The organism is Cognaticolwellia aestuarii (assembly GCF_002000025.1).
Taxonomy (GTDB): Bacteria; Pseudomonadota; Gammaproteobacteria; order Enterobacterales; family Alteromonadaceae; genus Cognaticolwellia; species Cognaticolwellia aestuarii.
Genome location: NZ_MUZV01000003.1, coordinates 408,182 through 420,588 on the forward strand (window position 1 = coordinate 408,182; position 12,407 = coordinate 420,588).

The window sequence follows — 12,407 nt, forward strand, 5'->3', positions numbered from 1 at the left end:
TAATTTCTCAGTGGCTTGTTAAGGTAAGTTTTGCCACTACTGTGGTTCAACCCAACTATTGATACCTATAGTTGCTATATTGATGTCACTTAGACTTACTTTCCAAAGCAACCCTTCCGTTGTAACATCATCATAATCTACCTTCCAAAGTAAGCCTTCAGTATTAATATCATCATAGTTTACTTTCCAAAGCAAACCATCTGTCTCGAACGATACTTTCCAAAGTAAACCATCAGTTGTTGCTGTATCTTGCCATGCGGAAGTATCTTCATTTGAGACCTTCCAAAGCAAACCATCACCAATAAAACTATTATCTTCATTATCCCAAATATATTCTTGACCTAAACCTTCAACATAAAAATCACCATCTTCGTTAATATTAGCAGGACCAAAATAATGCTCTTCTTCATTTAAATCTTTAGCAATATCTAACGCTGTATTAGCACAATCATCGTTGTTACTTTCGATCGCATAATAAGCACTGATTAATCCTGCTCCTTGCTGAAAAACACTGTAACGTAAACTACCGTCCGTATTATCACCTCGATAAGCACTACTCATAATTCGGCATTTAACTTGGTCTGGGGTTAGTGTTGGGTTATCCGTCAAAATTAGCGCCACTACTCCAGAAACCACAGCTGCTGCTTGGGAAGTACCCGACATTTCAAAGTATCGTCCACCATCATGAAACTCCGGATGTTCGGTCACTATTTGCGAATCAAAAGACATTAAACCAGAAATATGTCCTCCTGGTGCAATGATATCGGGTTTAACGAAACCCTCTACCGTAGGCCCAGCACTACTAAAAGATGCTACTTTATCATCACTATAATTAAACGACGTATAGTCATCTGTCATCGCACCAACCGTTATAATATATGGAACATTTCCAGGAACACCTATCGTCATTGGGTCTGGACCTTTATTACCTGCGGAGGCCACCACAACAATGCCTGCTTGCCACGCTTTCATTACCGCTTTATTTAATGGGTCATCCCAATAAAGCGATCGTGCAGGGCCACTAAAAGACATATTTAAGACCCGTAAATTAATTTGCTCTTTAACTTGTAATGCCCACCCTATTCCTCGAATAACATCAGCGTAAGTCGCCTTACCCTCAGCATCAAAGGCCTTTATACCCACATGAGCGGCATTAGGTGCAACACCATAAATTTGCCCATTAACATCAAAGTCACTGTTAACAGCGATACTTGCGACATGGGTACCATGACCGCTTTCTTCCTGACCATAATTGCTGACAGTATCGTTAATAGCATCATAAGTACCCCATGCCTTATCTCGACCATCTAGGTCTGTTGATAAGCCAGGTAATTGCTCAAGACCAGTATCTAAAAAGCCAATTGTGACACCTTCGCCAAAATTGCCTCGGTTATGCACATAAGTTGCATCAACTTGCTCGGTAACAACCGATTTAGGCTGCCAACGACGTTGACCATAGTTGAGCGCACTCAATTCAACTTTATGGTTACTCGAAACTTTAATTTCTTGCTGCTGTTTTAATTGCTTTAATTGATCTGGCGTTAAATCAACCGCAACGGAATCAATGATACTTAATTCATGGCTTGGCTTAACGCCCATTTTTTTCAAGTTGTCTTTTAAGACAACAAAGTTTTTCGCACTAATAATATAAGAACTCTTACTATTATTTTCTTTAGCTACCGACATAAAGCCAGTTAGCATTACGACCGAAATAACCAGAGAAACTATTGACAGTGGTTTTATATTTTTTTTTATTGAAGTGAACAGCATTTAATATCCCCTTTGCTTGTTACATCTTGCTAAATTATCTTAAAAACATCAGGGTGAATAACTTCATATGTTCAGGTTCGTATACATTAAGTATCAACTATTGATGATCTTTGTAACTTCAACACTATGACATCAAGGCTTGCCCTCGATTATCTAACCAAACACTACCACACCTACTAATGATTTTTAATCTTGTCTTCATAACTAAAATCAAAAAAACAGTTAAAATTGTTTTGTTATTAATAGGTAAGTTAACGCTAAACCTAATAAGAAATTTGATAGTAGCATTTAATAAAAACCCACCTAGCACTATTGCGACATTTTTTCGAAACAAACCGACATGAAAAAATTAAAGCATTTATAAACAAAAGCTTAAATAAAAAAGCCTTTTCTTCACTTGTCGTTTTTATGCTAAAAAAAGTCTTAGACTTACTATTCAGTCGCTGTAAAAAACGACAAGCTTGTTAGCGATGACAAATCATCCAACGATAAAAATAATACGTCCTATGTTGCATCTAGCATGCTCCATTAAGCGTAAAAACAAATTCAAATTGGAGTTCGACTCAGATGAGAAATAAAAAAATACTAGGTTTAAGTGCATTAACACTATCAATTCTTGCGGCTAGCAGTATAAGCAACGCACAAACATTTGAAGCAGCTGAAATAACCCAGCCGATCCTCATTGGTGCTCAGAGTTCATCCACGGCGGTCAATAAAGGCTTTAGCCAATGGCGTGAACAACAAAAATTTAAGAGTTATGACTTTACCGACAGAATCATTGTTAAGTATAAGAATGGTTTTGAAGCACAAACTTTAAATGGTGTAACCTCAGAAAAAGCTATGCCGAAAGGTTTGGCTAAAAAAGCAGGCAATAGCCTGAAACATCTGAAAAAGTTAAAGAATGGTCGCCACGTTATCTCACTAGGTCAGCAAAAACACATTAATGATGTTAAAGCAATGGTGATGGAGCTGAACAGTCATGCTGATGTAGAATTTGCAGAACCAGATTACAAACGTTATTTAATGGCTCAAAATCAACCTTGGGGCATTGCCGATACCCAATCAGATCTTATTTCTGACAACGATGCAGCGAATATGACGGTATGTATTATTGACTCAGGTTACGAACGTGCTAATCCTGATTTAAATGCAAACAATGCTTCTGGTACCAACAATTCAGGTACCGGTAATTGGTACCAAAATGGTGGTTCGCACGGTACACACGTCGCAGGAACTATTGCAGCAGTAAATAACTCAGAAGGTGTTGTTGGTATTATGCCAAACACTAATGTCAACCTGCACATTGTTAAAGTATTTAACGAAGCTGGGTGGGGTTACACAGGTGAACTCATTGATGCCGTTGACACCTGTGTTAACAATGGAGCAAAAGTTATTAATATGAGTTTAGGTGGTGCTGGCTCAAGCAATGCAGAACGTAACTCATTACAAGCTGCAGCTGATGCAGGTGTTTTACTTATTGCTGCATCGGGTAACGATGGCGATTCAACACTATCTTACCCTGCATCTTATGATTCTGTTATGGCTGTAGGTGCACTTGATCAAGGTCGTCAACATGCAGAGTTTTCACAATATACTTCACAAGTTGAAATTTCAGCACCTGGTGAAGCTATTTTATCAACCGTGGCGGGTGATGGCCGTTTAGGTTATATCACCTTAGGTTCAACAACCTATGGTAACGATGAAGTTGTACCACAAACACACTACATACAAAGCGGTGGTAGCTTCACCGTCAGTAATGTTAACAGTGCCGCAAACGGTGTTTTATCTGCCTGTACGCTTTCAGGTAGCAGTTATAGTTGTTCAAATGTTGCTGGTAATATTTGTTTAGCTGAACGTAACGATAACCAAAAAGGCAGTAATTATCCTGAAATAAACCCAGCTAAAGCTTGTGCTGATGCCGGAGCATCTGGCGTAATTGTTTATAGTAATAGCACTCGACCAGGTCTTCAAAATCCATTTTTAGTTGATGCCAATACCGACGTTACTGTACCTACTGTGTCAATAAATCGCGATCTTGGCTTACAACTAATGGGACAACTTGGAGCAAACGTTAGCTTGAATGTAGTTGGCAATCAAGATTACGCTTATTATAACGGTACATCGATGGCAACCCCACACGTTACAGGCGTAGCAGCCTTAGTTTGGAGTAATAACCCTGACTGTTCAGCAACAGAAGTACGTAACGCATTAAAATCAACAGCTATTGATTTGGACGTTGCTGGCCGTGATAACAAAACCGGTTACGGTTTAGTGCAGGCAAAAGCTGCTTCTGACGCATTAGCCGCAAGTTGTGGTGATGGTGGCACTACACCACCAACAGGTGGTAGCAGTGTCTTAGAAAATAACATAGCTAAAACCAACTTGTCTGGTGCTGCAGCACAGGAATTAAGCTTTACTATGGAAGTGCCTGCCGGTGCAACCGATCTTAACTTTACCATGGCTGGTGGGACAGGTGATGCTGATCTTTATGTTAAATTTGGCTCAGCACCAACAACTACAAGCTATGATTGTCGACCATATAAGGGCGGAAATGCTGAGTCTTGTCCGATAGAGACAGCACAAGAAGGTACTTATTATGTGAAAGTTATTGGATATTCTGCCTTTTCTGGTGTGAATTTAACAGGTAGCTTCACTGAAGGGTCAACTGGCGGTGGCGGTGATGCTACAGGTGGTAGTGCCTCAGTAACTGATATAACAGTTGCACGTGGCGCATGGACTTATTACACCATTGATGTACCTGCAGGTATGGCAACACTTGATTTCAATATGAGTGGTGGCTCTGGTGATGCTGATATGTACATTCGTCGTGGTGCGCAACCGACAACTTCAACTTATGACTGTCGCCCTTATAAAAGTGGTAACACAGAAGCATGCCCATTTACTAACCCAATAGCCGATACCTGGCATATAGGTATTTATGGATACGCTGCGTCAAGTGGTGTGAGCTTAGACGTAACATACAACCCATAAAGATATAGAAATACCCCGAACTAGACTCCCAACTAGATTGTAACTAGGGAAGATATTAATTTATCTTCCCTTTTTTTTATCCGTCAACTTGGTCAATCACTCACCTCGCCTCGCCACTGCTGATTTTATCAATAAATATATACGCTAAATTAAAGATAATTTTTTCAACTTATACCGGCAGTGTTATAGTCCTGATAACTTATTATTAGGTGCTTGTTACTTACTTTTAGTGGGTAAGTTCAGGAGAATAGGGAAATTGGTGAAAATCCAGTACGTGCCCAACGCTGTAATGACGTATTAGTTTGAAAATATCGGAGAGCAATCTTATGCACTTGCACAATACCTTTAGGTTTAAAACCGATATTAAAGCCACTGGCAATAAATGCTGGGAAGGTATCAAACTTTAATTTATTTTATCTAAATTTATGTCTTAGTCAGAAGACCTGCCTAATAATGCCAACAAAGTGGAAGGCCGACCGCTTTTAAAGTCCAAGAAGGGGAATATTTTGGATTTATTCAATAACAACACCGCGCAGCCAAAAGCGACGCATCAATTTAATGAACAAGAGCAATATGGCTTATATAAATCAATTTTTAACCGCAGAGATGTTAGAGGGCAATTTCTAGCCACTAAAATTCCAAATGATGTACTAAGCAGGATACTATATGCTGCCCACCATGCGCCATCTGTTGGTTTTATGCAGCCTTGGAACTTCATTGTTATACAATGTCCTGAAGTAAAAACTAAAATACATCAAAGTTTTACCCTTGCTCATCAAGAAGCCCAAACAATGTTTGAAGCAAGTAAGCAAGAAAAGTATAAGAACTTAAAGCTTGAAGGCATTATTGAGTCACCTATCAATATCTGTATTACTTGCGATCGCAACCGAACAGGCAAAACAGTGATTGGCAGAACTCATATGAAAGAAATGGATTTATATAGCTCGGTATGTGCGGTACAAAACTTTTGGCTTGCTGCTCGTGCGGAAGGTTTAGGCGTTGGCTGGGTTTCAATTCTGCATCATGACACCTTAAAAGCAACACTCGCTTTGCCTGATTCTGTCGTACCAATCGCTTATTTGTGCCTTGGTTATGTCAGTCACTTTCAGAAAAAACCAGAGCTAGAGTCTGCAAACTGGTTACCAAGAAGACCTATTGACGAGTTAGTTAATTTTAATGGTTGGGGCCAAGAGGCTAGAAATGAAAGCGAACAAGCATTAATTAAAGCATTAAAGTCAAATCAAACATTTCCACAATCATTTCACCCTTAAAAAATAAAGTGCGGCTCTAATAAGTTCAGCTCAAATAATAGAAGCGTTTATAAACAAACGCTTCTATTTCTACCGTTGTTTTTAGCTTGGTATAAAGCGGTATCAGCCTGTTCAAACAATGCGGTCCAATTAAGCTCATCTTGTCGTTGAGCAATACCAATCGATACTGATATTTTAGGCAAGTAGGCTTTAGAGTCCCTTTGCATTAACTTTAATTGCGATATTGCCAGTCTAATTTTTTCAGCCACTTCATGTGCTTGTGTCATGGTTTTATTAACCATTACAACCACAAACTCTTCACCACCAAAGCGCACAGCAATATCTTGATCTGAGATGGTCGCTTTAATGACTTTAGCAATACGCTGAATCACCTTATCACCTATAAAATGACCAAACTGATCATTTACACTTTTAAAATGATCAATATCAATAGCTAATGAAGAATGAACCTGCTCTATATCGAGTTCTTGTAACTTCATATCACAGCCTCGGCGATTATATAGCCCTGTTAAAGAGTCAACAATAGCCTCATGACGTGCGGCTTCGAGTTTAGACTTAAGAAAATTAACCTCACCACAAGCTCTAGTTAACTCTAGAGATAAATCACCATGCTGTTGTTGAGATGTCGTTATACTGCTCATTAAAAATGCCACAATACTTTGCATGGACTTATGATACTCATGCTTTGTCAGTGCTTGCTCAGCCTTTTTTAAGTTTGATGCTACCGTTTTATCACTATCTACTTGTAGGTTGATCTTCTCCAAAGTAGAAGCTAAAGCTTTTTCAATAGGATCAAGTATTTGCTTATCAATAGTATGAGAGTTTGAAATATATTTTTCAAATAAGCCTTCGATAAAGATTAAATCGATTTCTTGATAGGTTTGTAGATGTCGTTCTAACTCTACACTTAGTTTTTCATTACGCTTACTGACATGCAGATAGATAACCGAGTAGTTTACCGGGCTAGGTGGAATTTGGTAATGCGATAAAAATTCATTGGTCGATTCACTGAACTTTAACGCCTCATCAAAATTATCTTTAATAAGCACGAATACTCCTTAAGAGTCTCTTTATTTAGGAAGTCTATAAAGTGAGATAAATAAAAGTGTAGATATTTATTTACTGGTATTTGTAAGACTATAGAAACACGTCGCATTCAACAAGCATTAAAGAACTAATTTTTATTGTTTAATGCTTTTAATCAAATAGTTGGCTTATTTTATCATCGCTGTTTAGCTACAGAGTAATTAACAAATTTTTTTGACTAATTATCGGTGATACAGCAAACTGCTGCTAGCCTTAACCATTAACTTTTTGAGAAGAATAACAATGAAAAAATTTGCTTCACTATGCTTTGCATTAGCATCGACAGCAACAATAGCAGATGAAGGGATGTGGCAACCGCATCAACTCCCTACTATCGCTGAGAAACTTGTTGATGCAGGATTAAAACTTGATCCTAACTCATTAACCGACCTTACTGGCTTTCCTATGGGTGCCATCGTCAGTTTGGGCGGTTGTACTGCCTCTTTTGTTTCAGACAAAGGTCTTGTTGCTACTAACCACCATTGTGTTTATGGCTCAGTACAGTACAACTCTACTGAAGAAAACAACCTACTAAAAAATGGTTTCTTGGCCAAGTCATTCAAAGAAGAGCTACCAGCAACGCCAGGAAGTAGGATTTATGTCACAGAAGAAATAACCCCCGTGACTGATATTATCCAAGCAGCATTAAGCTCAGATATGACAGGTTCACAGCGTTTTAACAGTATCGACCTTAGCTCTAAATCACTCGTTGCCGAGTGTGAAAGTGACAGTAAGTACCGCTGTAGTGTAGTTAACTTTCATGGCGGCCTAGAATATTACCTATTTAAGCAATTGACCATTCGTGATGTGCGCTTAGTACATGCTCCAGCTAGCAGCATTGGTAAATACGGCGGGGATATTGATAACTGGATGTGGCCAAGACACACCGGTGATTATGGCTTCTATCGTGCTTATGTAGGCAAAGATGGACAGCCAGCTGACTACAGCGTCGAAAACGTACCCTATGAACCAAAACATCACTTAAAAGTTAATAAAAGTAGCGTTGATGAAAATGACTACATCATGGTGTTAGGCTACCCAGGTAGAACAAACCGCTATCGTACAGCGCTAGAAGTTGAAAACCAATTTACGTGGACATACCCACAAGCTAAAGCTTACCGTGAAGAAATAATTGATATTATTCATGATAATTCAGCCCCAAGTAGCGATGTAAGAATTAAATATGAAAGTACTTTAGCTGGACTTGCTAACTACGCAAAAAACTATGGCAGCATGGTTGAAAGCTACAACAAAGGCACAACTTTAGTGCGTAAGCAATCACTAGAGTCTGAACTTACTCAATGGATAAATGCTTCAGCAAAGCGCCAAGCTAAATACGGTGATGCCTTAAAAGGTTTAAATGGCTTAATTAAACAAGATCAGCAAAACCAAGCCAGAGACTTAATCTTAGGTTATATGAATTACAGCAAAATGCTAAGCACTGCTACACGTTTACATCGCTTATCACTTGAGAATAAAAAGCCTAATGTTGAACGTAAGCGAGGCTACCAAGAACGCGATATTGCTGGTTTTGAGCAAAGTATGAAAGCCGTTAATCGCCGTTACGATGCTCAAATGGACCAGAAAATTCTACTGGCTATGTTTAAACACTATATTCAATTGCCAAAATCACAACGTTTAGCTTCACTTGATAAATTTTTTAATATTGAGCAAAACACTAATGAACAGCAATTGCAGGCTAAACTAGCAAAAATGTACCAGGCAACAACATTAAATGATCAAGATACTCGTTTAGCTTGGATGAATAAAACACCAGTAGATTTTTCAAAGAGCAATGACCCTTTCATTCAATTAGCCGTAGATACCTATGAAGAGCGCAAGCATATTGAAGAATCTAACGAAGAACTTTCTGGTAACATTCAGTCTTTTCGCCCTAAATATATGGAAGCATTGATTGCGTACTTTAACGCAAAAGATCTACCAGTATATGCTGATGCTAATAGCACCCTACGTGTAACCTACGGTAATGTTAAAGGCTACTCACCTCAAGATGGACTCGTGGCAACTCCTTTCACAACACTGGAAGGTATTGTTAGAAAAGATACCGGCATTGCCCCATTTGATGCTCCTAAGAAAGAGCTTGCTCTAATCAAAAATAAGCAATACGGCGAATATGCTAAAAAAGAACTTGGCTCTGTACCAGTAAACTATTTGGGAACCTTAGATATAACTGGCGGTAATTCTGGCTCTCCAACCCTGAATGATAAAGCTGAATTTGTCGGATTGGTGTTTGACGGTGTTTACGAAAGTATTATTGGCGATTGGGATTACGATACAAAACTAAATCGTTCAATTCATGTCGACATTAAATACATGCTTTGGGTGATGGAACATGTTGATGATGCAACCAACCTAATCGAAGAAATGGATATTGTTGAGTAAAACCAATAGGCAAAATCTATTAAGTAAAAATATGACGTAAAAAAATCCAGCTACTGCTGGATTTTTTATTATTTAATAGCAAACGCTCTACTTATTTTAATTAACAAAAAACGCCTTGGTTTATTATAGTTTAAACTTTAAATTGGTTTACCACTGCAGCTAAGCGATTTTCTAAGGATATTAATTCGGCAGAAGTGCTCTCTAACTCTAAAGCCTTCACTGAAGAGTCTTCGGCAATATCAGCAACTTGTTGAACATTTCTACTTATCTCATCAGTCACGACAGTTTGCTCTTCAGCAGCTGTTGCAATTTGAGTATTCATATTAGTAATGGTGCTCACTGCAGCCATTATTGTTTTTAACGAAACACTAGCTTTCTGAGCTTGCATTACAGTATTTTCACCTTGTGAGCGACTATTATTCATGACACCTACGGCTTCTTTTACACGACCCAATAGTAATTCGATCATGTGGTTAATTTCTTCCGTACTCTGTTGTGTACGATTTGCAAGTGTTCTTACTTCATCTGCAACAACCGAAAACCCCCTACCTAGCTCGCCTGCGCGCGCAGCTTCGATGGCAGCGTTTAAAGCTAATAAGTTAGTTTGATCAGCAATGCCTTTAATAACATTAATCACATCACCAATTTGTTCAGCATCATCACTTAGCTGATTGATCACATCTGTTGCACGGTTAACATCCTCAGATAAATGAGATATCGATACTATCGTATCTTCAACAATAATTTGCCCTGAAGCGGTTTCACTATCAGCTTGTTGTGCTGCCTCAGCGGCCCTTGAAGCATTTCCTGCAACATCTTCAGCCGTCGCAGCCATTTCATGCACAGCAGTTGCCGCATGCATAGTTTCATCTTTTTGTTTAGCGACGTTTTCATTGGTGCGAGTAACAACAATATTCATTTGACGAGTAGATTCACTTAAATCTCCTACACTGTCTTTTATCTCTAATACTAGTTGATGAATTTTTTCTACAAAGTGGTTAAAACTAATGGATACTTGGCCCACTTCATCATCTGCATATACCTTTAATCGTCGGGTCAAATCTCCCTCTCCATGGCTGATATTGTTAAGCGCAGAGACTGTATCTTGTATTGGTTTCGTTATACGCCCAGTAACAAATAGGCTAATAAAGGCAACTAAAACAATTAACACTAATCCTACAATAGCTATCAACATCATTGCTCTATTGATTCTTTTGTCAATCTCCATATGTGCAGCCATAACTGCATCATCAATATCATCGATATAAAAACCAGTGCCAACCATCCAGTTATATTGTTCAATAGCTTGAGCAAATCCAAGTTTAGGTGCTTCGGCATTCTTTGAGGGTTTATTCCAGCTATATTCAAGAAATCCGCCGCCGCTTTTAGCGCTGTCGATAAGATCTTTAATGACATTTACACCATTCGCATCTTGTAACCCATACAAGTTTTTACCTTCTAGCTCTGGCTTTGGCCCCATGACGATATTAATACCGCCATAGTCGTAAACAAACATATAACCGTCTTTCGACTCGCCAAAAAGAATATCTCTCAATTGATCTGCCACTTGTTTTTTGATTACAGCATCATCATAAGAGCCGCTAGCAACGACGCTTTTAATTGAAGTAAGTGCAATATCTACATAGTTTTTAAGGATGACGCGTTTTTCGTTCATCATAGAGCTTCGAATATCTTTTACTTGCTCATCACCAAGGGCGCTAAGCTCGAAATGAACTAAAAACATGATTGTTGAGATAGCAAAAACTAACGGCAAAATGCTAAGCAATAAAATTCTATTTTTTATCGTCATTGTTTTCATTGAGTATCCAATTTAATAAAAATAATTCATTAAAAAAGTATTACACGTTATAAAAATACCGTTTGAACAAATACGCTTTTAGTTGTTTTATATCATGTATAGGATAAATAATTTTTAGACTAGATAAGCCCTCTGCTACAAAAACCAACAATATACTTGATTAAAAATTAATACAATCGACACTATTTTGCTCAATAACACTCCTCACCCCATATAGTCACAAAAACTTAAGCATCTGATTTTACGCAACAAAATATAAAGTCTGGGTAGTTAACCCATTATAAGTACGAATAAAATCGTAATTAAAACTTGCAACTACGTAGGTCCTCGTACATATTAAATATCAAACAAAAGTTACTTGTCACACTAAGGGAATCGAATGAGCCGAAAAAAGCATATGCATGAAGAACAAGAAGCTGATGTAGATATGACGCCAATGTTAGATATTGTTTTCATCTTATTAATATTTTTCATCGTCACAACATCCTTCATCAAAGAAGAAGGGCTACTAATTAATAGACCAAAAGCGAAAAACAATCCTTCACAGGTAAATAGCCCAACTGTAGTTGTGCAAATAGCTGAGACAGGTCAATTAAAGTTTAATGGTAAATTAGTTGATATCGAGAGGCTATCAGCTCGTATAGAGAGCTTTTTATCGGAAAACCAAACCAACAGTGCAGTAGTCATTGCTGATCCAGAAGCAACTCATGAAATGGTGGTAAATGTAATTGACCGAATTAAACCATTTCAACAGCTAACAATATCAATTGGTAAGTAAAATTTAGTGCATCACCTTAAAGTAATACCAAATAAGAAAGGCGGCTCAAAATAGCCTTTCTTTAATAAATGTACAATGTTCATTTGCATAAACGAAATAACTGGTAGTAAAGGATGCCAGATCGAAGCTCTCAGGTGTCGGTGGATTATGTCTTAAACTGAAAGCTTATTAGTGATAGCTATCTTTAGTGGATTTCAGAAAGCAAAAAACCCGTAGCGTTAGCTACGGGTTTCTCTAAATAGAAGCCTAGCAATGTCCTACTCTCACATGGGAACTCCCACACTACCAT

Annotated in this window: 7 protein-coding genes and 1 riboswitch; of the genes, 4 read left to right on the forward strand and 3 right to left on the reverse strand. The window is 38.1% G+C overall.

Going from position 1 to position 12,407, the window contains the following annotated elements; genetic code table 11:
- Positions 1 to 36 precede the first annotated feature (36 nt).
- The gene (locus tag B0169_RS06910; protein ID WP_077285225.1) at positions 37 to 1,770 is read right to left on the reverse strand and encodes a S8 family peptidase; all 1,734 of its coding nucleotides are present in this window, start codon (positions 1,768 to 1,770) and stop codon (positions 37 to 39) included.
- A 567-nt stretch (positions 1,771 to 2,337) separates the two neighbouring features.
- Between B0169_RS06910 and B0169_RS06915 the strand changes: the two genes are divergently transcribed.
- Complete coding sequence (locus B0169_RS06915; protein ID WP_077285226.1) at positions 2,338 to 4,761, forward strand: S8 family serine peptidase; 2,424 nt, start codon at positions 2,338 to 2,340, stop codon at positions 4,759 to 4,761.
- A gap of 190 nt (positions 4,762 to 4,951) precedes the next feature.
- Positions 4,952 to 5,226, forward strand: a riboswitch (cobalamin riboswitch).
- A 41-nt stretch (positions 5,227 to 5,267) separates the two neighbouring features.
- Positions 5,268 to 6,032 (forward strand): 5,6-dimethylbenzimidazole synthase, encoded by a 765-nt coding sequence (bluB, locus tag B0169_RS06920; RefSeq protein ID WP_077285227.1) that lies wholly within the window; start codon positions 5,268 to 5,270, stop codon positions 6,030 to 6,032.
- A gap of 47 nt (positions 6,033 to 6,079) precedes the next feature.
- Here the strand turns inward: bluB and B0169_RS06925 are convergent, their stop codons facing one another.
- Positions 6,080 to 7,081: a GGDEF domain-containing protein gene (locus B0169_RS06925; RefSeq protein ID WP_077285228.1), complete on the reverse strand. Its 1,002-nt coding sequence runs from the start codon at positions 7,079 to 7,081 to the stop codon at positions 6,080 to 6,082.
- A 280-nt stretch (positions 7,082 to 7,361) separates the two neighbouring features.
- Between B0169_RS06925 and B0169_RS06930 the strand changes: the two genes are divergently transcribed.
- Positions 7,362 to 9,521, forward strand: coding sequence for a S46 family peptidase (locus tag B0169_RS06930; RefSeq protein ID WP_077285229.1), 2,160 nt, complete (start codon positions 7,362 to 7,364; stop codon positions 9,519 to 9,521).
- Positions 9,522 to 9,651: 130 nt separating this feature from the next.
- On the opposite strand, the gene B0169_RS06935 is transcribed toward B0169_RS06930, so the two are convergent.
- Positions 9,652 to 11,340, reverse strand: coding sequence for a methyl-accepting chemotaxis protein (locus B0169_RS06935; protein ID WP_077285230.1), 1,689 nt, complete (start codon positions 11,338 to 11,340; stop codon positions 9,652 to 9,654).
- A 379-nt stretch (positions 11,341 to 11,719) separates the two neighbouring features.
- Between B0169_RS06935 and B0169_RS06940 the strand changes: the two genes are divergently transcribed.
- Positions 11,720 to 12,118 carry an ExbD/TolR family protein gene (locus B0169_RS06940; protein ID WP_077285231.1) on the forward strand — a complete coding sequence of 133 codons (399 nt, stop codon included), beginning with the start codon at positions 11,720 to 11,722 and terminating at the stop codon, positions 12,116 to 12,118.
- Positions 12,119 to 12,407: the final 289 nt, after the last annotated feature.

Coding starts and splice junctions, on each gene's coding strand:
- B0169_RS06935 (WP_077285230.1), bottom strand. CDS start 11,340: ATGAAAACAATGACGATAAAAAATAGAATTTTATTGCTTAGCATTTTG.
- B0169_RS06915 (WP_077285226.1), top strand. CDS start 2,338: ATGAGAAATAAAAAAATACTAGGTTTAAGTGCATTAACACTATCAATT.
- B0169_RS06910 (WP_077285225.1), bottom strand. CDS start 1,770: ATGCTGTTCACTTCAATAAAAAAAAATATAAAACCACTGTCAATAGTT.
- B0169_RS06940 (WP_077285231.1), top strand. CDS start 11,720: ATGAGCCGAAAAAAGCATATGCATGAAGAACAAGAAGCTGATGTAGAT.
- B0169_RS06930 (WP_077285229.1), top strand. CDS start 7,362: ATGAAAAAATTTGCTTCACTATGCTTTGCATTAGCATCGACAGCAACA.